This is a genomic window from Flavobacterium sp. (genome assembly GCF_044376915.1).
Lineage (GTDB): Bacteria > Bacteroidota > Bacteroidia > Flavobacteriales > Flavobacteriaceae > Flavobacterium.
In genome coordinates this window covers 1-19,313 of the sequence record NZ_JBILKB010000009.1, presented here as the reverse complement: position 1 = coordinate 19,313, position 19,313 = coordinate 1, and the positions used below count along the sequence as shown (strand labels likewise).

Sequence of the window (19,313 nt, the reverse complement as noted above, 5' to 3'; positions counted from 1 at the left end):
TATCTTTGTAGCATGAGCCTAACTTTACTTTCTTCACCGCTTCAAGGATTTACGGATTTTAGATTTCGCAATGCTTTTCAACAGCATTTTGGAGGCATCGATACCTTTTATGCGCCCTACATCAAACTGAACGGTAAATTGATTATAAAAGGTTCGTATGAGCGAGATATCCTTCCCGAAAATAACACCACACTCGAAGTTATCCCACAAATTATTACCAATGATGCCGAAGAATTTTTATTTGTAGCCAACTATGTGCAGCAAGTGGGTTACAAAGAACTAAATTGGAATTTAGGCTGCCCTTATCCTATGGTAGCAAAGTGTGGCATGGGTTCTGGTTTGATTCGCAATACGTCACAGATTGAACATATTTTACAGCGAGTACACGAGGAAACCAATATTGTTGTTTCTTTAAAAATGCGAATGGGCTATGATAATGCCACCGAAATTTTAGATGTCTTTCCGATCTTAGACCGATATCCCATTAAAAATATAGCCATTCATGCCCGCATTGGAAAACAATTGTATAAGGGAGGAGTCGATTTAGATTCGTTCCAAAATTGTTTAAACCATACAAAACACAAAATTTATTATAACGGCGATATTACATCTGTATCTAAATTTAAAGAATTACAAGAGCGATTTCCTGCTATTGACCATTGGATGATCGGAAGAGGTTTAATTGCCGATCCATTTTTGCCAGCAATGATTAAAAATAACACCACAGAATATCCCAAAAATAAATTGGAAATATTTGAAGCTTTTCACGAGACAATATATCATGATTACGATGCCTATTTATCAGGTCCTACGCCTATTCGCATGAAAATGCTAGGGTTTTGGGAATACTTCTCAGAATCGTTTTCCAATCCACAGAAAACGTTTAAAAAAATTAAAAAAGCCGGAAACAGTAAAAATTATAAAGCAGCGGTGAAGGAAATTTTTAAAAACGGATAAATCTATAGTTTAAATCGATTGCCTAATTTTTTTCCAATCAAATAAGCAATTCCAATTCCTAAAATGAGTATCCAAAGATTTATGAAAATATAAAACGTATAAGCCATTGAATGTTCAATCGAATTGTAGCAGTACGTTTCAAGTAAAAAACAAAAATCGGTGGATTTTGTTGTAAATTGAGATAAAATAAAACTTAACGATAGTGATATCCCTACAGCCGAAACACCATACATTACATTTTTATTATACGCTTTTTTTCCTATGGGAGCAAATACATTTCGTTCCTTTTCTGAACGTTTATTGTTTTGCAAAGACCAAATTACTTTTTTTGCTTCGTCGTTGACATTCATACAATTACAATAACCGCTTAATCGGAATTTAGCAAAGATCACATTTAATTTAGGAAAGCAATGTAACTAAAGTAGCCAAATCTACCTTTTGTTGTTCACCGGTTTGTAAGTTTTTTAATCCATATTCCATACGTTCCATTTCGGAAGCTCCAACAAGTACTGCAAAAGGAATTCCTCTTCGGTCGGCATGTTTGAATTGTTTGTCAATTTTTACAGCATCGGGATACAATTCCACCTTAATGCCCTTTTGACGAAGCACAGCAATAGCTTGCATCGCATATAAAGCTTCACGGTCACCAAAGTTCAAAAACAAAGCTTTTGACGTCGCTAACACCGTTTCTGGAAACAAACCAACTTCTTCCATTACTAAGGCGATGCGATCTAATCCGAAAGAAATTCCAACACCCGACATGTTTTTCAATCCGAAAATCCCTGTTAAATCATCATAACGACCACCACCACCAATAGATCCCATGGCAATACCTTCAGGAGCAGCTACTTCAAAAATGGCACCCGTATAATAATTTAAGCCTCGTGCTAACGTTACATCCAAATCCAAAAATGCAGTTTGTAATCCTAAAGCCGAAACCTGATCACAAATGAATTGCAATTCTGCTACACCTTTTTTTCCTTCTTCGGAATTGGTCAACAAAAGAGCTAATTTTTCTATTTTTTCATCAATTGTCCCGATAAAATGAAACAAGGGTTGCACTTTTTCAATAGCCGCTGGCGAAATACCTTTTTCCAACATTTCTTTTTTAACGCCATCTTCCCCTATTTTGTCTAATTTATCAAGAGCCACCGTAAAATCAATCAATTTATCAGAAGCACCAATAACCTCAGCAATTCCTGATAAAATCTTACGATTGTTGATTTTTATGGTTACACCTCCTAAACCTAACTGACTAAAAACAGCATCGTACAATTGCACCAATTCCACTTCCTGCCAAAGTGAATTTGAACCCACCACATCGGCATCACACTGATAAAACTCTCTAAAACGCCCTTTTTGAGGACGATCGGCACGCCAAACGGGTTGGATTTGGTAGCGCTTGAACGGAAATTCAATTTCGTTTTGGTGTTGTACCACATACCGAGCAAACGGAACCGTTAAATCATAGCGAAGTGCTTTTTCTGAAATTTTACCCGTTAATTGTTTATAGTTTATGGCTTGTAATTCTTCCTGAGGAACTTTATCCAAATAATCTCCCGAATTCAATATTTTAAAAATCAAACGATCGCCTTCTTCTCCGTATTTTCCCATCAAGGTTTCCGAATTTTCAAACGATGGCGTTTCAATGGGCTGAAACCCAAATTTCTCAAAATTTGTTTTAATCGTAGAGAAAATATAATTCCGCTTCGCTACTTCTGCAGACGAAAAATCACGGGTTCCTTTAGGTATACTTGGTTTTTGTGCCATTTTTCTAATGTGTCAATTTGAAAATATGTCAATCAGACGATTCATTTCTTTTGTTGTGCAAATATCGGATATATTACTGACTTCAAAAAATAATAAGACTAATTACTAATCACTTTTTACAAATTACTTTTTTAATGTAACAAAATAAATTATTTGTAGTCTTATAATCATGATCGGATTATTCAAAGAAAATACAAAAATCGCACTTGACTCGATAAAAAGTCAGGCGCTACGTACTTCCCTAACGGTATTAATTATTGCTATCGGAATTTGGGCCTTAGTAGGTGTTTTAACCCTTGTTACAGCTTTAGAAAATTCATTATTGACCAATTTTGCCTCTATGGGTGCTAATACTTTTTCCATTAGTCAGTATGATTTTTCTTCTGAAATCAATCAAAATGATGCCGATCAACGGGTGAATCCCATTATAAGTTATCCACAAGCCAAAGCCTTTCAAGACAAATATTCCTTTCCCTTTACCACCACCTCACTATCCTTTACAGCAGGTTCTGCCATTGAAGTAAAATACCAAGACAAGAAAACTGATCCAGAAATTACTGTAGTAGGTATTGATGAAAATTTTTGTCCGAATAAAGGATTAGAAGTAGTTAAAGGTCGAAATATGAATTCGTTTGACGTAGCCAACAACAACTATGTTTGCGTTTTGGGTTCTGATTTTGAAAAAGGTTTGTTTGCGAACATGAATCCTATTGATAAAATTATATCTATTCGTGGTGCCAAATTTAGAGTGATTGGTGTTTTGAAAGAAAAAGGTTCCACTTTTGGCAACAGTCAAGATTTACGCGTATTAATACCCACACAAGTGTCACGGTCCCTATTCTCAGCTCCCAATATCAATTACGATTTGGACGTCATGGTAAACAACGAAGCGGTATTGAATGAAGCGGTAGATGATGCTAAAATGACCATGCGCCGTGTGCGCAAACTGAGTCCGGTTGAAAAAGACAATTTTGGCATTGAACGAAGTGATGATTTACGACGCACGCTACTTGATCAAGTTGCCTTTTTAAGTGTAATTGCATGGGTGATTGGATTACTGACTGTTTTTGGATCTACCATTGCTTTAACCAATATTATGTTGGTATCTGTTACCGAGCGCACAAGAGAGATTGGAGTTCGAAAATCATTAGGTGCTAAACGCTCCACTATTGGATGGCAATTTTTAACCGAAACCTTTGTAATTAGTCAATTGGGCGGATTATTGGGGTTGATTTTAGGAATAGGAACAGGTTATTTAATTGCCTCGTTACTGAAATTTTCATTCAGTACGCCTTGGTTAGCTATAATTGCTACCGTTATTACGACTATAGTAGTTACCATTATTTCTGGATTGGTACCCGCCTTAAAAGCGGCTAAATTAGATCCTGTGGAAGCGTTAAGATACGAGTAGGTAGTTGGTAGTTAGAAGTACAAAATTACTTTTTACTTTTCACTCTTTACTTTTCACTTTTTACCATTCGATCATTACCATACATATCTTTTTTTAATTCTATATTTTTAAACCCCAGATTTTGAAGCAATTCAACCGTTTCTTTGCCTAAGTATTGATTGATCTCGAAAAACAATAATCCGTTTGGCGATAAGTATTTCAATGCCAATTGTGCAATTTTCCGGTAAAAAAGTAAGGCATCGGTATCTTCCACAAACAAAGCTAAATGCGGTTCATAATCCAACACATTTTTCTTGATTTCTTGTTTTTCCAAATTACGAACATACGGCGGATTTGAAACGATGATATTATAGGATGACTGGTGTTTGGTGATGGGTGATGGGAGAATTAATAAATCATCAACATCCAATATATTCGCTTGAATAAAATTAATTTCAACTTTATTTAATTCAGCATTCCTTTTGGCTACTTCTAGAGCCTTTTCAGAAACATCAATTGCAGACACATTGGCTTGTGGAACATTTGCTCTTAATGCAATGGGGATACAACCTGTTCCAGTTCCAATGTCTAAAATGGTAATTGGTGATGGGTATTGGGTAATGGGTGAATTCAAAATCCAATCTACCAATTCTTCGGTTTCTGGTCTTGGAATTAGTGTGTTTTCATTGACTTCAAATTTCATACCATAAAACCAAGCTTCACCTGTAATGTATTGAATGGGTTTTTCTTGTTGTAATTGAGCTAAAATGGCATTCCATTTTTCAACATCATATTCTGAAAGTACAAAATTAGGATGCAAAGCTACTTCTACCCGCTTTAGATGATGCAAATATTCGGTCAAAATGAAAAAGAAACTTTCAATTTCTTGTTCGTCTTGAATACTTTTAAGAGCATCAAAAAAGTGAGTTTTGTATTGTTTTAGTAGCATTGCTTATACTATATTTTTAGTCATCCAAATTTCACAACTACTATGCCCTGTATTTCCCATTGGGCCATCAATAGGCTCAAAACCTAATCTCGCATAAAGCTTTTGAGCGGCTGTCATAAACGATAAGGTTTCCAAATAACAAAGTTCAAAATCTTGATTTTTGGCAAATTCCAAACATTGCTTGATAATTCTTTCCGCATAACCCGTTCCTCTTATTTCAGGAGCGAAATACATTTTTTGCAATTCGCAAACCGAATCAACTCCATTTTCCAAAGGCGCAACACCACAACCACCGACAACTTCTCCATCTTTTTCCACCACATAATATACCGAACGAGGTGCTTGATACACTTCGTACAAGCTATCTAAAATAGGATCAGCATAGGCTGTGCCAACTTTTGGCGCATTTAATTCATGAAAAATAGCACGAATTACCTTAGCAATTGATTCGTTGTCTTTTTGTTGGATTTCTCTAATTAACATAGCAATTATATTGGTGGTAAAATTACATAAATTAAGTTGAGATTGTTTTAACATATAAGCTATTTAAGTTTTTTTGCCTTTTGAAAAGATTTAAAAAGCACATAAAAGAAAATTAAAAGCTTATATGAACATGTTGATTAACTTCTTAAAATATATTTATACTCATATGACTTATATGTTTAATTTTATACTTTTAAAAATAGTACTTTTGTAGTATGACGAACCACGAAATATACATGAAGCGCTGTATTCAATTGGCCAAAAATGGTTTGGGTACTACCTACCCTAATCCGATGGTCGGAAGTGTTATCGTACACGACGGAAAAATCATTGGCGAGGGTTGGCATAAAAAAGCAGGCGAAGCCCACGCCGAAGTCAATGCAGTGTATGCGGTACAAGACAAATCACTGTTAAAAGAAGCTACGATTTATGTAAGTTTAGAACCGTGTAGTCATTTTGGAAAAACACCACCTTGTTGTGATTTAATTCTTGCAAATGAAATTCCGAATGTGGTTATTGGCACCCTCGATCCCTTTGCAAAAGTGGCCGGAAACGGAATCAAAAAATTAATTGAAAACGGAAAAAATGTAACCGTTGGCATTTTAGAAGACGAATGCAATGCGCTGAATAAACGCTTTTTCACATTTCACCAAAAGAAAAGACCTTATATTATATTGAAATGGGCGGAGACCGCTGATGGCTTTATAGCACCAATATCGAAAGAAACAAAAAGCCCCGTTTGGATTTCGAATCCCTATTCTCGACAAGTAGTACACAAATGGCGAACCGAAGAACAAGCTATACTAGTGGGAACTCAAACGATTTTAGATGACAATCCTAGTTTAACGGCAAGAACCTATAGCGGTACAAATCCCATTCGTATCGTTTTAGATAAAACTGGAAAAATTGCTGCACATTATGCCGTTAAAGACTTCTCGAATCCGACTATCATATTGACCGAGAGCAAAAAATTTACTTCAACTGAAAATTGTATCTATGAAAATGTTATCTTTGATAAAAGCCTAGCACATTCCATTGCGACTATTTTATACCGTCATGACATTCAGTCGGTTATCATAGAAGGAGGTGCAAAAACCATACAATCTTTTATAGATGCCCATTTATGGGATGAAGCAATGGTTTTTACTGGACAAATAAAATTTCAAGACGGAACTCAAGCCCCAAAGTTCAATGGAAATTCAATCCAACGTTTTGACATCAAGGATGACCAACTTAATATTTTCAGAAATTATGATTGATGCAATTATTTTTGACTTTGGTGATGTCTTTATTAATTTAGACAAACAAAAAATTGATGCCGAATTTAGAAAATTAGGTTTAACAGAATGGCATGCCGATTTGGATGCACTGAACAAACAATATGAACGCGGGAAAATTGACGAAGTAACCTTCTTGGAGGGGTTTCAAAAACATATACCTCATGCAGATTTAATCAGTATTCGCAATGCCTGGAATTCTATTTTGGCTGATTTTCCGCTGTATCGACTTGAGTTTCTTCAAATGATTGCTTCAAAATACCGTTTATTTTTATTGAGCAATACCGATCATACTCACATAGAAAAATTTGAACACAATGAAGGACTAACCTTTGCTAGAGATTTCTATAGCTGCTTTGAAAAAGTATATTTTTCTTACGAAATTCAAATGCGCAAACCTGAAGAAGATGCGTTTAAATTTGTACTAAACAATCACAATTTGAATCCGAAAAAAACACTATTTGTTGATGATAAAACAGAAAATACAGATGTGGCTGAAAAACTAGGCTTAATTGTTTGGAATTTAGAAGTTGGAAAAGAAGATGTTGTCGATTTATTCTCAAAAAAATTCAGCTTTTAATTGGACACCTTAATAAACGATACCTACAAAACTATTGAACAAGCAAGCCAAGAAATTTTGTTTAAAGAAAAGAACAGTAAATTTTATGGTTATGCTTTTCCCGTTATTTCAGAAGAAGAAGTCAAAGTACACTTAGAGCTTTTGAAAAAAGAGCATTTTTCAGCTCGGCATTGGTGTTATGCCTATCAAATAGGAACTGAAAAAATACAATACCGCGCCAACGATGATGGCGAACCAAATAATAGTGCTGGCATGCCAATTTACGGACAAATACAGTCGTTTGAAGTTACCAATATATTGGTAGTGGTTGTTCGTTATTTTGGCGGAGTAAAATTGGGCGTGGGCGGATTAATTTCTGCCTACAAAACAGCCGCACAATTGGCACTTGAAGATGCTGAAATCGTTGAAAAAACCATTGACAAACAATTTATCTTAACTTTCGGCTACGCACACATGAACAAAGTAATGCGCATTATTAAAGAGAAAAATCTTACCATTGTGGCCCAAAAAATGGAACTCGATTGTGAAATTGTGGTGGCCACCCGAAAAAAAAACGCCCAAATTATATGGGACACTTTTGAAAATTTATACGAAGTTCAACTTCATGAATTAGATTAACTTATAACGCCTTTAATTTTTCTAATACATAGTCAGGAGGCAAAATTGGACGGCCAGATTTCATATCGACAAAGACCAACATTGAATAACCCGTTGTTAATAACTCACTGTTTTCGTTGTAGATCTCGTAATCAAATTCAATCTTTACAGTAGTCTGACTTTTTAAAATAGTCTTCACTGTTAACAAATCATCATAGCGTGCTGGTTTTTTATAATTCATTGAAAGTGAAACAACCGGCAACATTACACCATTTTCTTCCATCCATTTGTAAGAAACCCCCATATTTCTAAGCCATTCTACACGACCCATTTCAAAATATTGTGCATAATTACCATGATAAACCACTCCCATTTGATCGGTTTCTGCATAACGCACACGAACTTGAAATTGATATTCTTTCATATTGAAATATATTTTTTTTAATTTTACCCGAAATGAATTGTTGACTTACAATTTTTTTTTTTAAAAATCAATAGAAAAAAAATTTTTTTTAAAGAAATTTGTTCACATATTTGCTATCCCAAATAATGTACAAAAAATCCCTATCCTTTTTGTAAGATAACCTGTACAAAAATAACAATAACAATTCAAAAGTAATCGAATTTATGACAAAAACTGCGCAATCGGTATGGAATAACTGTCTTAGTTTCATAAAAGACAACATTCAGGATCAAGCCTATAAAACTTGGTTCGAGCCAATTCAGTCAGTTGAGTTAAATGATAACGCATTATCGATTCAAGTACCTAGTAAATTTTTCTATGAATGGTTAGAAGAGCACTATGTAAAATTGTTGAAAGTAGCGCTTACTAAAGAATTAGGTCCAAGCGCTAAGTTATTGTACAAAATCAAAATGGAAAACACTTACGGAAACAAGCTACCATTTACAGAGCAAATTCCGAGTTACAATAGAACTGCAGTAAAACCACAAGAAGTTGACGTGCCTATTGTGAATAAAAATCCAGAATTGAAAAATCCGTTTATCATCCCTGGCATTCGCAATTTAAAAATTGAATCCCAATTAAACGCCAATTACAGTTTTGATAATTTCTTAGAAGGTGATTCCAACCGATTAGCCAGAAGTGCAGGTATGGCTGTTGCCAATAAGCCAGGAGGCACCTCCTTCAATCCGTTATTAATTTTTGGTGGTGTAGGATTGGGAAAAACCCACTTAGCACATGCCATTGGAGTAGAAATTAAAGATAAATATCCTGAAAAAACCGTATTGTATATTTCGGCTGAAATTTTCACGCAACAATATATTGATTCGGTGAAGAAAAATACACGTAACGATTTTATTCACTTCTATCAACTCATCGATGTTTTGATCATTGACGACGTGCAATTTTTGTCGGGTAAATCAGGAACACAAGATGTATTCTTCCATATTTTCAATCACTTACATCAAAACGGCAAGCAGGTAATACTTACCTCAGACAAAGCTCCTGTTGACATGCAAGATATTGAGCAACGCTTGTTATCGCGTTTCAAATGGGGATTATCGGCAGAATTACACCAACCCGATTATGAAACACGCATTTCCATTCTCAAAAATATTTTATTTAGAGACGGTGTTGAAATGCCTGATGAAATTATAGAATACGTTGCAAAAAACATCAAATCAAACGTTCGTGAGCTTGAAGGTGCCATTATTTCATTGATTGCTCAATCTTCTTTCAACAAACGTGAAGTTACGATTGATTTGGCGAAACAAGTTGTAGAAAAATTTGTTAAAAACGTAAAACGAGAAATTTCTATCGATTACATACAAAAAACAGTTTCAGATTACTTCCAATTGGATTTAGAAACGTTACAATCGAAGACTAGAAAGCGTCACGTTGTGCAAGCTCGTCAACTCGCTATGTTTTTTGCGAAGAAATTCACAAAAGCATCTTTGGCAAATATTGGTTCTCAAATTGGTGATCGTGATCACGCAACTGTATTGCACGCATGTAAAACTGTAGACAACTTAGTAGCTACAGACAAACAATTCAAAAAATTCGTTGAAGATATCAACAAGAAATTATCGCTATAAATGCCGATGAACATCTTGATGGTTTGTTTAGGTAATATTTGCAGATCTCCTCTAGCAGAAGGTATTTTGCGCACAAAACTCACTACCGATTTCTATATAGACTCAGCTGGTACAGGCGGATGGCACGTAGGACAATCGCCAGATGTACGTTCGATTGAAACTGCGAGAAATTACAACATAGACATCAGCCATCTAAAAGCAAGAAAATTTTCGGTTTCAGATTTTGATACTTTTGATCATATCTTTGTAATGGATCAATCGAATTATAAAGACGTTCTCCAATTAGCACCAGATGGTATAGCAAAATCTAAAGTATCGTTAATTTTAGGCCCTTCAAAAGAAGTACCAGATCCCTATTATGGCGGTCAAGATGGTTTTGAAAAAGTATATCACTTATTAAATCAAGCTTGTGAAGAAATTGCAAAAAAATTAAAAGTTATACCATGAAATCAAGCGCATTTGGCAAACTATATTTAATTCCATGCACACTTTCCAATCCAGGAGAAACTACAGTAGTGCCAGAAGATGTTTTGCCACAACAAATCAAAAGAACGATTGATTGTATTGATCACTACATTGTAGAAAATGAAAAAACAGCGCGTAAGTTTATCAAGAGTATACATCCTGAAAAAAAACAACCCGAATTAAAAATAAACGTATTAAACAAGCATACCGAAATTTCTGCGCATTATGATTTCATTCAACCGCTTTTAAACGGTGAAAATATGGGACTAATGAGCGAATCAGGATGCCCTGGTATTGCCGATCCCGGTGCTGTGATTGTAAAATTAGCACATGAAAAAGGAATTCAAGTGGTACCTTTAGTAGGGCCGAGTTCTATCCTATTGGCGCTAATGGCCAGCGGAATGAACGGACAAAGTTTTGCATTTAACGGCTATTTACCTATTGATAAACAAGATAAGAAGCAAGCGCTTAAAATGTACGAACGTTTGTCTCTGGAGAAAAATCAAACCCAATTATTTATTGAAACACCGTATCGCAATACCAAATTAATGGAAGATTTGGTACAATTGCTGCAACCAAGTACACTTTTATGCGTTGCTTGTGATATTACCTTACCTACAGAGTACATAAAAACCAAAACGATTCAGGAGTGGAAAAAAGAAAAGGCCGATTTACATAACCGGCCTTGTATATTTATTCTTCACAAAATATAAATTATTCTAAATTAACTTTAGCCTCAGGATCTGCTTTGATGTGTGAAATATCATATCCAGAAAAACTTCTGATATAACTGGATATAGAAGTACCAAATCCGTCTCTAAATCCTCTTCGCCCGTTACTTCTCAAATATTTTTTAACGGAACCCGCACCGCCCAAATGAGCAGCAGCTAACAAGCCAGATTCTGTAATTTCTACACCATTAATGATTCTACCCGAATATTTTTCGATTTCCTTTTTTAAGATCCACTTGTGACGAGCAATTAAAGCCTTGAAAGCTTTATCCTGCCAATTGCCATTATGTAAAAACTCTTGAAAATCATAAATTCCTATTGTACGTAATGCACTTTTTCCGAATTGATATTTACCCATATATCCGTAAGGATTAACTAAGTGTAACATACCTCTTGACTCTTTATAAGCCATTTTTTGGGCAAAACCAAAGAATGTTTTCCCTACAAGTGGTACTCTAATTCCCACATCTTCGTTTTCAAACTGATTGGGTACATGGTAAACCATTACCTCGTTGTCATCGATATGAAAACCTTCTATTTTCTCTAGCTCAACGGTTATAAACCCTGAAGAAACTACTAATACTAGGAGTGTCAATCCTAAAATGTATGACCCTTTTTTTATCATCAAATGTTATTTCTCAGCGTCTGTCACCCATCTGAAATTACCGGGTCAAATATACAAAAAAAATTATAGTATTGATTTACAGAATGTTAATATTTTCTAAAAAGAAAAACTACATACCTAAATAAGAAATTTCAAACCCAAAAAAACAGCACCGAAAAAAGGGTTTCGAATGCCCAACAAAAAAAGAAACCATTAGAGTTTAATGCCTAGTTTAGTTACCCATTCGGCATATTTCTTCGCGTTGACCATATGCGCTTCATAGGTCGTTTCAAACGCATGATATCCAGGTCTATTAGGGTCGGCACAAAAATAAATATAGTTGTGCTTTTCAGCATTAAGTACTGCATCAATAGCCGAAATATCTGGCATAGCTATTGGTCCGGGCGGCAGCCCTTTGTTGATATACGTGTTGTAGGGTGATTTTACGAATAAATTACTACCTCCTACTCTTTTAATTATTTGATCAAAATCACCCGACTTTTCTTTTAGGGCATAAATTATGGTTGGGTCAGCTTGCAATGGCATATCTTGTTGGATTCGGTTCAAATAAGCACCGGCAACACGTGGTCTTTCATCTGCTTTTACCGTTTCTTTATGAACAATTGAAGCCAAAGTATACACCTGTGCGGGCGTCATATTAAGTGCTTCAGCTTTGGCTAAACGTTCGGTATTCCAAAATTTTGTATGCTCTTTTGCCATTTTCTTAGCCATTTTCTTAGCCGAAGTATTCCAATAAAATTCATACGTATTGGGAATAAAAAGGGTCAATGCCGTTGCTGACGTCAATCGTTTTTCTTCCAAAAAAGCAGCGTTTGTAAATGCTTCAAACAATGCAGTAGTATCGGGTTCTAATTGTGTAGCCAGACGCTGCATCAGTTTTTCTAACGTTTCTTGATTGTTAAACGCTACTGTAACCGGAACATTCAAGCGCAAACTTCTGACCATATCAAAACTCGTCATGTCTTTTTTAAACAAAAACTTTCCAGATTTTACATTTGTACTGTAATTTCTAGAGGTTGCTACAAAATCAAATTTTTCAAAATCAGCTACTAATGGAGATACAATTTCTTTAACTAGTTCATAGTTTGCATCACTAGGAATGTATACGAATACTTCTTCCTGTGAAAATTGAGTATTTGGTGTAAAAGCTTTTATATAAACATATACCCCAATAATTGAAGCTATTACGATTCCTACAACCGATACTATAGCCAGTATTTTTTTTGTATTCAAAAGAGATGAATTTATAAGTTATTGAATCAATTGGAAGAGCAATTCGTCTTTATAAAGATTATTTACTCTGTTCCAGTCTTTTTTTATTCCAATTTTTTGGAAGCCAAATTTAGTAAAAAGTTGCAAACTAATTTCGTTATCACTTCCAATATTTGCATATAATTGATGCAATTGTAATTGTTGGAACGAATACTGGATTACTAAAGCTAAGGCTTCCGATCCAATACCCTTAGTGCGTTGGGCTTGCGAACCAATTACTAAACCAACACCCGCTCTATTGTTTTTTGGATCAAAATCAAAAATATCAATCAAACCTATAGTTTCGCTTGTTTCATTCAAACAAATAGCCAAACGCAACTGTTTTGCTTCATAAATGTCTTGGTGTGCATTTTCTAAATATTGTCGAATTAAAAAACGACTGTATGGCGTTTGCGTATTGCTTACTTCCCAAACGGATTCGTCATTTTCTAAAGCATAAATAAAATCCAAATCCTCAGGCTCTAATGCCCGTAAATAAATTATATGTCCCGATAGTGTTACCATAGTTTTAGTTGAGAATATTGGAAAATATAATCTTACAAGTCAATTGTTCCTTCAAAAACAAAGGTGGCCGGCCCAATTAAAAATACATCCCTATAATTACCCTCTTGTTTTTTAAAGTGTACTTGTAACGCTCCACCCTCTACTTTCAGATCAATTATAGAACTATTCGTTTTACCCGATTCATACATCGCAATGGCGACAGCAGTAACTCCCGTACCGCAAGATAAGGTTTCATCTTCAACACCTCTTTCATAGGTGCGAACAGCAAAATGATTCTCACACAACGGCTCCACAAAATTTACATTACTTCCCGACGCTCCATATAAATCTGAATATCGAATTTTTGCCCCTTCTGCTTTTACTGGAAAGTTTTTCAAATCCGACACCAATTGAACATGATGAGGCGAACCCGTATTTAAAAACGTATAGCCGTCATGAACAGCCACCGAATGCACATCTTTCATTTGTAAAGATACCCATTGCTCCGTTGTAATTGTTGCATAATGATAGCCGTCAACCGCTTCAAATTCTGCAGCATTTTGAATGATACCCAATTGTTGTGCAAAGGCTACCAAACATCTTCCACCATTACCACACATACTACTTTCATTTCCATCCGAATTGTAATACACCATTTTAAAATCATAGTTAGCATGATTTTCCAGGAGAATCATACCATCGGCACCTATACCAAAACGTCGATCGCATAATTTTTCGATCAGTTGTGAATCTTCTTTTGGAAATAATTCCAACCGATTGTCTACCATGATAAAATCATTACCGGTGCCTTGGTATTTATAAAAGGTAAGTTGCATGACTCATTAATTTTCACAAAAGTACAAATATTAATAAGATGTTAAACAATGTTAATCGTGCGTTAAAGTGATTTTTAGAAAAAAATTTGTTTTTAAATTTGAGTATCAAAAATGAAAAACCTATGAAAAATTTTGGAAGTTTACTAGCAGTATCACTCTTAAGTGGAGCCGTAACATTAGGTACTTATAAATTCTTTTTGGAACCTAATGTCACAGGGAAAATTACCCTTGCCAACCCAAATTATATTAAAAACGTTGGTTTGGGTGCTGAAAACATTGATTTTACAACGGCAGCAGAAAATACAATTCATGCCGTGGTTCACGTAAAAAACAAAACTGTTTCCAAAGTACCTTATTTGGATTTCTTTTATGGGTATCGAGGCGACCGAGAGCAAACTCAAATTGGTACCGGTTCAGGAGTGATTATTTCCGAGGATGGCTATATTGTAACCAATAATCATGTTATTCAAAATGCTACAGAATTAGAGGTCACCTTAAATAACAACAAATCCTATAAAGCAAAATTAGTGGGCACCGATTCAAAGATGGATATTGCACTATTAAAAATTGAAGCCGATGAAAAATTACCTTATACCATTTTTGGAAATTCAGACGAGATTAAAATAGGCGAATGGGTTTTAGCAGTAGGAAATCCGTATAACTTAAATTCAACGGTAACGGCAGGTATTGTATCGGCTAAAGCACGAAACTTAGCCAATGATGGTATACAATCGTTCATACAAACCGATGCGGCTGTTAATCCCGGTAACAGTGGTGGAGCATTGGTAAACACTCGTGGGGAATTAATAGGTATTAACACTATGATCTCATCTCCTACCGGAAGTTATACCGGATATTCATTTGCTGTTCCTTCAAACATAGCATTAAAAATAATTGAAGATTTAATGCAATTTGGAAATGTTCAACGTGGAGTACTAGGTATTGAAGGAGGCGAATTAAATTCAAATTATGCAAAGGAAATAGGTGTAAAAGTAACGCAAGGCTTCTACATCAATAAAGTAACCAAAAATTCAGGTGCTGAAAAAGCAGGCTTACGAAAAGGAGATATAATCGTACAATTAGACGATAAAAAAATTAATGGTTTTGCCGAATTAACCGCATACATTAATACAAAAAGACCAAATGATATTGTACAAGTACGCATTATTAGAGATGAAAAAGACAGTATTATTCCCGTCAAATTGTCAAGAAAAGAGTTATTAAATTATGAATTCAACGGTATCGAATTTGAAGACCTAGATAGCGCTGAAAAAAAAGAATTCAACCTTAAAGAAGGGGTTAAAATCAAATCGATTTCCAATTCGGAATACGCTGAATATGCAGACATGTTAAATGGAGCTATTATTTTGAGTATCGATGGGCAAAAAATAAAAGACATGGAAGCGGTTTCGAGTTATTTGGCTAAAAAGGAAAACCAAAAAGCACGTTACCAAATTATCACAAAAAGCGGACAAATGTATAGCATCATCATGTAGTTGTTAATTCAAAAAAACACCAAAACCAGTCTACAAAAAAAAGACTGGTTTTTTTATGAAAAAAATTTTACGAAAACGTTTGAAATCTATACTTTTGCACTCGTAAACACACAATTACTACTTTCATGAACCAAACAACTTTGTACGAAAAAGAAATTGCTTTTCAGGCAGACAGAAGAAAAGCGGGTGTCGAATTTATTAAAATCATCAGTGACTTATGGTTTGACAAATCGATCGAATTGGTATTGTTCCGCAATCAACTGATCGATAAAAACGTCAGCGAAATCATCAACTTACATGAATATGCTGTTGCATTTGTTGGCAAACCAATTAATGTATTTGATTCGGTTGAAATTGCTAATGCTATTGCTGATTTAGATTTACCCCCTTCAAGAATTGACATTGGAAAATTAACGTATGAATACCATTTAGAAGACAACAAATACCACGATGCGAAAGCGTTTGTTATCGACAAATTGAAAAAAGCCAAAAATTTTCAAGAAATCAAACCAAAGGATGTGGTTTTGTATGGATTTGGTCGAATTGGTCGATTGTTAGCCCGTGAAATGATGTCTAAAATTGGAAAAGGACAACAATTACGTCTACGAGCTATTGTTACAAGGGATAAAAATGATGCCATTTTATTGGAGAAAAGAGCATCTTTATTACGATATGATTCGGTACATGGCGATTTTCAAGGTTCGGTAATTGCAGATCCCGAAAACAATGCCCTACTAATTAATGGCACAACAGTGCATATTATTACGGCAAATTCACCCGAAGAAATTGATTATACTGCGTATGGCATTGAAGATGCATTAATCATTGACAACACGGGTGCTTTTACAACGGAAGAAGCTTTAAAAAGACATTTGACATCAAAAGGTGCAGATAAAGTGCTATTAACAGCTCCTGGAAAAGGAGTTCCGAATATTGTATATGGTGTAAATCATGAAGCATACAATCCAGATGACGTTTCGATTTTCTCGGCTGCTTCATGTACGACAAATGCTATTACACCTGTATTAAAAGCAGTAGAGGACACATTGGGAGTGGTTAAAGGGCATTTAGAAACCATTCATGCCTATACGAACGACCAAAATTTAGTAGACAATATGCACAAAAAATACCGTCGTGGTCGTGCAGCCGCTTTAAATATGGTCATTACGGAAACCGGTGCTGGAAGTGCTGTAGCGAAGGCCTTACCTAGCTTAGCAGGAAAATTGACTTCCAATGCTATTCGCGTACCAGTCCCTAATGGTTCATTGGTCGTGTTAAACTTAGAAGTTGGTAAAAAGACCAGCATTGCTGCTATAAATAACATCATGAAAAAATATGCCTTGGAAGGCGAATTAGTAGAGCAAATAAAATATTCTTTGAATAACGAGTTGGTTTCTTCTGATATTGTTGGCACCTCGGCACCCGCTATATTTGATAGCAATGCTACAATTGTTTCTGGAGATGGAAAAAACATAGTACTCTACGTTTGGTATGACAACGAATATGGGTACAGCCATCAAGTCATTCGCTTAGCAAAATATGTTGCCAAAGTAAGACGCTACACGTATTATTAATACATAAAAAAGCCAGAATTAATTTCTGGCTTTTTTAAAATTATTTTTTCTGAGTCAGGTAATATATTGGAATTCCCGTGAGCATGATTAACACACCCCAACCACACGTAGCAAACTTAGTCAATAATAAAGAAACACTCAAGGCCAATGCAATAACAATATAAAGCATTGGTAAAAAAGGATAGCCAAAAGCTTTATAAGGACGATCGGCATAGGGACGTTTTTTACGTAAAATAAAAATTCCATATATCGTAAGGATATAAAATATCAAAACGATAATTACAACGAAATCCAGAAGATCACCATATTTTCCTGTTAAACATAAAACAGAAGCCCAAAAACATTGAGCCCATAATGCCCAAGAAGGAACGCTAGCTTCGTTTAAATTGGCAGCCTTCCTAAAGAACAAACCGTCTTTTGCCATGGTATAATACACACGAGCACCTGCCATAATTAAACCATTATTACAAGCAAAAGTTGAAATCATGATCATTATTGCAATGAGTGTAGTTCCAATAGCACCAAAAATATTTTGAGCAGCAACAACCGCTACACGATCAGAAGGAGCTGTAGCAATATCTTGTAAAGGTACTACGGCAAGATACATTACATTTGCCAACACATAGATCAAGGAAACGATAAAGGTGCCTAAAAACAAACTTAACCCTACATTTCGCTGCGGATTTTTTATTTCACCCGCAATAAAAGTAACTCCATTCCATGCATCACTGGAAAATACTGATCCCACCATCGCCGCAGAAACTGCTGAAATTATTGTGGTTCCAGCAATTGCTGACCAAATACCTGTGTCTTTGTCTAAAGATTGTAAATCAAATGCGTTTTCCCAATTGGCATTCCAAATTTCGGCTTTAGCTCCATAGGTAAATCCAAACACAATTAAACCAATCAATGATAGTATTTTAATTATAGTCAACACGGTTTGTAGTAACTTACTATCTTTAACCCCTCTACTATTCAAATACGTAAGAAAAACAATCGTAATTATCGAAACGATTTGAGCCGCATTGATATCCACAATACCCAATTCCAAAAGAATATTTTCATCACTTAAAGGGGCGTATAAATACGATGCAAATTTTGAAAAAGCCACACCCACGGCTGCAATAGTTCCGGTTTGAATCACTGCAAAGAAACTCCAACCGTATAAAAAAGCGATTAATTTATTATAGGCTTCTTTTAAATATACATATTGCCCCCCTGCTTTTGGAAACATGGCGCTCAGTTCGCCATAACTAACGGCGGCCACTATTGTAATCACACTTGTAAGCAACCAAATAGCAATCAGCCAACCGGCAGAACCTACCTGACGAACAATATCGGCACTTACAATAAATATTCCCGAACCAATCATAGAACCAACTACCAGCATGGTTCCGTCCAACAAGCCTAATTCCTTTTTAAATTCCTTTTCGCTATTTTCCATAGTTTATTTATAGTTTGTATAAAGATAAAAAAAGAATTGAAACAAAAAAACTCCCACTAAAGTGGGAGTTTTTATTAAATGATTCAGTATTTATCTCACCAATAATTTATGTGGTGGGGCAAACTTTGTTAAGTTAATTCCTTCTACAGCTTTTTTATATTCTTCAATAGATGGTGTTCTACCCAAAACAGTAGATAATACTACAACAGGAGTAGATGATAATAAAGATTCTCCTTTTTTCTCAGCAGAATCTTCAACTACCCTTCCTTGGAACAAACGAGTAGAAGTTGCCATAACGGTATCTCCTTTAGAAGCTTTCTCTTGGTTAC

General features: G+C 35.2%; 21 protein-coding genes. 10 read left to right on the top strand and 11 right to left on the bottom strand.

Annotated elements, in window-relative coordinates:
• The first annotated feature begins 12 nt into the window (after positions 1 to 12).
• Positions 13 to 957, top strand: a complete 945-nt coding sequence (locus ACIQ6Z_RS01860; protein ID WP_396209238.1) for a tRNA dihydrouridine synthase — start codon at positions 13 to 15, stop codon at positions 955 to 957.
• Between the two features lie 2 nt (positions 958 to 959).
• On the opposite strand, the gene ACIQ6Z_RS01855 is transcribed toward ACIQ6Z_RS01860, so the two are convergent.
• Positions 960 to 1,307 (bottom strand): hypothetical protein, encoded by a 348-nt coding sequence (locus tag ACIQ6Z_RS01855; protein ID WP_396209237.1) that lies wholly within the window; start codon positions 1,305 to 1,307, stop codon positions 960 to 962.
• A gap of 49 nt (positions 1,308 to 1,356) precedes the next feature.
• A complete protein-coding gene (hisS, locus tag ACIQ6Z_RS01850; RefSeq protein WP_396209236.1) occupies positions 1,357 to 2,727 on the bottom strand; it encodes a histidine--tRNA ligase in 1,371 nt (456 codons plus the stop codon).
• 169 nt (positions 2,728 to 2,896) lie between these two features.
• Here hisS and ACIQ6Z_RS01845 point away from each other — a divergent pair, with 169 nt between their 5' ends.
• Positions 2,897 to 4,138, top strand: coding sequence for an ABC transporter permease (locus ACIQ6Z_RS01845; protein ID WP_396209235.1), 1,242 nt, complete (start codon positions 2,897 to 2,899; stop codon positions 4,136 to 4,138).
• Between the two features lie 46 nt (positions 4,139 to 4,184).
• On the opposite strand, the gene prmC is transcribed toward ACIQ6Z_RS01845, so the two are convergent.
• Both prmC and ACIQ6Z_RS01835 read right to left on the bottom strand, forming a co-directional pair.
• A complete protein-coding gene (gene prmC / locus ACIQ6Z_RS01840) occupies positions 4,185 to 5,066 on the bottom strand; it encodes a peptide chain release factor N(5)-glutamine methyltransferase (RefSeq protein WP_396209234.1) in 882 nt (293 codons plus the stop codon).
• Positions 5,067 to 5,069: 3 nt separating this feature from the next.
• Entirely contained in the window at positions 5,070 to 5,603 is a 534-nt protein-coding gene (locus ACIQ6Z_RS01835; RefSeq protein ID WP_396209233.1) for a GNAT family N-acetyltransferase, read from the bottom strand.
• A gap of 161 nt (positions 5,604 to 5,764) precedes the next feature.
• On the opposite strand from ACIQ6Z_RS01835, the gene ribD reads away from it, so the two are divergent.
• From ribD to ACIQ6Z_RS01820, 3 genes are read left to right on the top strand one after another with little or no spacing between them, the layout of a single operon-like run.
• Complete coding sequence (ribD, locus tag ACIQ6Z_RS01830) at positions 5,765 to 6,808, top strand: bifunctional diaminohydroxyphosphoribosylaminopyrimidine deaminase/5-amino-6-(5-phosphoribosylamino)uracil reductase RibD (protein ID WP_396209232.1); 1,044 nt, start codon at positions 5,765 to 5,767, stop codon at positions 6,806 to 6,808.
• Complete coding sequence (locus ACIQ6Z_RS01825) at positions 6,801 to 7,406, top strand: HAD-IA family hydrolase (protein WP_396209231.1); 606 nt, start codon at positions 6,801 to 6,803, stop codon at positions 7,404 to 7,406. Before ribD ends, ACIQ6Z_RS01825 begins: the two co-directional genes overlap by 8 nt.
• Positions 7,407 to 8,024: an IMPACT family protein gene (locus ACIQ6Z_RS01820; RefSeq protein ID WP_396209230.1), complete on the top strand. Its 618-nt coding sequence runs from the start codon at positions 7,407 to 7,409 to the stop codon at positions 8,022 to 8,024.
• 1 nt (position 8,025) lies between these two features.
• Here the strand turns inward: ACIQ6Z_RS01820 and ACIQ6Z_RS01815 are convergent, their stop codons facing one another.
• Positions 8,026 to 8,427: an acyl-CoA thioesterase gene (locus ACIQ6Z_RS01815; protein WP_396209229.1), complete on the bottom strand. Its 402-nt coding sequence runs from the start codon at positions 8,425 to 8,427 to the stop codon at positions 8,026 to 8,028.
• A gap of 203 nt (positions 8,428 to 8,630) precedes the next feature.
• Between ACIQ6Z_RS01815 and dnaA the strand changes: the two genes are divergently transcribed.
• From dnaA to ACIQ6Z_RS01800, 3 genes are read left to right on the top strand one after another with little or no spacing between them, the layout of a single operon-like run.
• Positions 8,631 to 10,058, top strand: coding sequence for a chromosomal replication initiator protein DnaA (gene dnaA / locus ACIQ6Z_RS01810; protein WP_396209228.1), 1,428 nt, complete (start codon positions 8,631 to 8,633; stop codon positions 10,056 to 10,058).
• Positions 10,059 to 10,505 carry a low molecular weight protein-tyrosine-phosphatase gene (locus tag ACIQ6Z_RS01805; RefSeq protein WP_396209227.1) on the top strand — a complete coding sequence of 149 codons (447 nt, stop codon included), beginning with the start codon at positions 10,059 to 10,061 and terminating at the stop codon, positions 10,503 to 10,505.
• The gene (locus ACIQ6Z_RS01800; protein ID WP_396209226.1) at positions 10,502 to 11,236 is read left to right on the top strand and encodes an SAM-dependent methyltransferase; all 735 of its coding nucleotides are present in this window, start codon (positions 10,502 to 10,504) and stop codon (positions 11,234 to 11,236) included. The genes ACIQ6Z_RS01805 and ACIQ6Z_RS01800 overlap by 4 nt, the downstream gene beginning before the upstream one ends.
• A 1-nt stretch (position 11,237) precedes the next feature.
• On the opposite strand, the gene ACIQ6Z_RS01795 is transcribed toward ACIQ6Z_RS01800, so the two are convergent.
• The 4 genes from ACIQ6Z_RS01795 to dapF form a co-directional block, all read right to left on the bottom strand.
• Positions 11,238 to 11,879, bottom strand: a complete 642-nt coding sequence (locus ACIQ6Z_RS01795; protein ID WP_396209225.1) for a peptidoglycan-binding protein LysM — start codon at positions 11,877 to 11,879, stop codon at positions 11,238 to 11,240.
• A 192-nt stretch (positions 11,880 to 12,071) separates the two neighbouring features.
• On the bottom strand, positions 12,072 to 13,112 hold the full coding sequence (mltG, locus tag ACIQ6Z_RS01790; RefSeq protein WP_396209224.1) for an endolytic transglycosylase MltG: 1,041 nt from the start codon (positions 13,110 to 13,112) through the stop codon (positions 12,072 to 12,074).
• A gap of 18 nt (positions 13,113 to 13,130) precedes the next feature.
• Positions 13,131 to 13,655 carry a GNAT family N-acetyltransferase gene (locus tag ACIQ6Z_RS01785; RefSeq protein ID WP_396209223.1) on the bottom strand — a complete coding sequence of 175 codons (525 nt, stop codon included), beginning with the start codon at positions 13,653 to 13,655 and terminating at the stop codon, positions 13,131 to 13,133.
• Between the two features lie 32 nt (positions 13,656 to 13,687).
• The gene (gene dapF, locus ACIQ6Z_RS01780) at positions 13,688 to 14,470 is read right to left on the bottom strand and encodes a diaminopimelate epimerase (RefSeq protein WP_396209222.1); all 783 of its coding nucleotides are present in this window, start codon (positions 14,468 to 14,470) and stop codon (positions 13,688 to 13,690) included.
• Positions 14,471 to 14,592: 122 nt separating this feature from the next.
• Here dapF and ACIQ6Z_RS01775 point away from each other — a divergent pair, with 122 nt between their 5' ends.
• Together ACIQ6Z_RS01775 and ACIQ6Z_RS01770 are read left to right on the top strand one after the other, a co-directional pair.
• Positions 14,593 to 15,966: a Do family serine endopeptidase gene (locus ACIQ6Z_RS01775; protein WP_396209221.1), complete on the top strand. Its 1,374-nt coding sequence runs from the start codon at positions 14,593 to 14,595 to the stop codon at positions 15,964 to 15,966.
• A gap of 125 nt (positions 15,967 to 16,091) precedes the next feature.
• Positions 16,092 to 17,540 (top strand): glyceraldehyde-3-phosphate dehydrogenase, encoded by a 1,449-nt coding sequence (locus tag ACIQ6Z_RS01770; protein ID WP_396209220.1) that lies wholly within the window; start codon positions 16,092 to 16,094, stop codon positions 17,538 to 17,540.
• Positions 17,541 to 17,580: 40 nt separating this feature from the next.
• On the opposite strand, the gene ACIQ6Z_RS01765 is transcribed toward ACIQ6Z_RS01770, so the two are convergent.
• Entirely contained in the window at positions 17,581 to 18,984 is a 1,404-nt protein-coding gene (locus ACIQ6Z_RS01765) for an APC family permease (RefSeq protein WP_396209219.1), read from the bottom strand.
• A gap of 90 nt (positions 18,985 to 19,074) precedes the next feature.
• Positions 19,075 to 19,313, bottom strand: a 239-nt coding sequence (locus ACIQ6Z_RS01760) for a hypothetical protein (protein WP_396209218.1), incomplete at its 5' end; no start/stop codon positions are given.

What these genes read in the sequence shown, in the direction of transcription:
- hisS (WP_396209236.1), bottom strand. Translation starts at nt 2,727, where the DNA reads ATGGCACAAAAACCAAGTATACCTAAAGGAACCCGTGATTTTTCGTCT.
- dnaA (WP_396209228.1), top strand. Translation starts at nt 8,631, where the DNA reads ATGACAAAAACTGCGCAATCGGTATGGAATAACTGTCTTAGTTTCATA.
- ribD (WP_396209232.1), top strand. Translation starts at nt 5,765, where the DNA reads ATGACGAACCACGAAATATACATGAAGCGCTGTATTCAATTGGCCAAA.
- ACIQ6Z_RS01775 (WP_396209221.1), top strand. Translation starts at nt 14,593, where the DNA reads ATGAAAAATTTTGGAAGTTTACTAGCAGTATCACTCTTAAGTGGAGCC.
- ACIQ6Z_RS01805 (WP_396209227.1), top strand. Translation starts at nt 10,059, where the DNA reads ATGCCGATGAACATCTTGATGGTTTGTTTAGGTAATATTTGCAGATCT.
- ACIQ6Z_RS01795 (WP_396209225.1), bottom strand. Translation starts at nt 11,879, where the DNA reads ATGATAAAAAAAGGGTCATACATTTTAGGATTGACACTCCTAGTATTA.
- prmC (WP_396209234.1), bottom strand. Translation starts at nt 5,066, where the DNA reads ATGCTACTAAAACAATACAAAACTCACTTTTTTGATGCTCTTAAAAGT.
- ACIQ6Z_RS01815 (WP_396209229.1), bottom strand. Translation starts at nt 8,427, where the DNA reads ATGAAAGAATATCAATTTCAAGTTCGTGTGCGTTATGCAGAAACCGAT.
- ACIQ6Z_RS01845 (WP_396209235.1), top strand. Translation starts at nt 2,897, where the DNA reads ATGATCGGATTATTCAAAGAAAATACAAAAATCGCACTTGACTCGATA.
- ACIQ6Z_RS01835 (WP_396209233.1), bottom strand. Translation starts at nt 5,603, where the DNA reads ATGTTAAAACAATCTCAACTTAATTTATGTAATTTTACCACCAATATA.
- ACIQ6Z_RS01800 (WP_396209226.1), top strand. Translation starts at nt 10,502, where the DNA reads ATGAAATCAAGCGCATTTGGCAAACTATATTTAATTCCATGCACACTT.
- ACIQ6Z_RS01770 (WP_396209220.1), top strand. Translation starts at nt 16,092, where the DNA reads ATGAACCAAACAACTTTGTACGAAAAAGAAATTGCTTTTCAGGCAGAC.
- ACIQ6Z_RS01825 (WP_396209231.1), top strand. Translation starts at nt 6,801, where the DNA reads ATGATTGATGCAATTATTTTTGACTTTGGTGATGTCTTTATTAATTTA.
- ACIQ6Z_RS01855 (WP_396209237.1), bottom strand. Translation starts at nt 1,307, where the DNA reads ATGAATGTCAACGACGAAGCAAAAAAAGTAATTTGGTCTTTGCAAAAC.
- ACIQ6Z_RS01785 (WP_396209223.1), bottom strand. Translation starts at nt 13,655, where the DNA reads ATGGTAACACTATCGGGACATATAATTTATTTACGGGCATTAGAGCCT.
- ACIQ6Z_RS01765 (WP_396209219.1), bottom strand. Translation starts at nt 18,984, where the DNA reads ATGGAAAATAGCGAAAAGGAATTTAAAAAGGAATTAGGCTTGTTGGAC.
- ACIQ6Z_RS01860 (WP_396209238.1), top strand. Translation starts at nt 13, where the DNA reads ATGAGCCTAACTTTACTTTCTTCACCGCTTCAAGGATTTACGGATTTT.
- dapF (WP_396209222.1), bottom strand. Translation starts at nt 14,470, where the DNA reads ATGCAACTTACCTTTTATAAATACCAAGGCACCGGTAATGATTTTATC.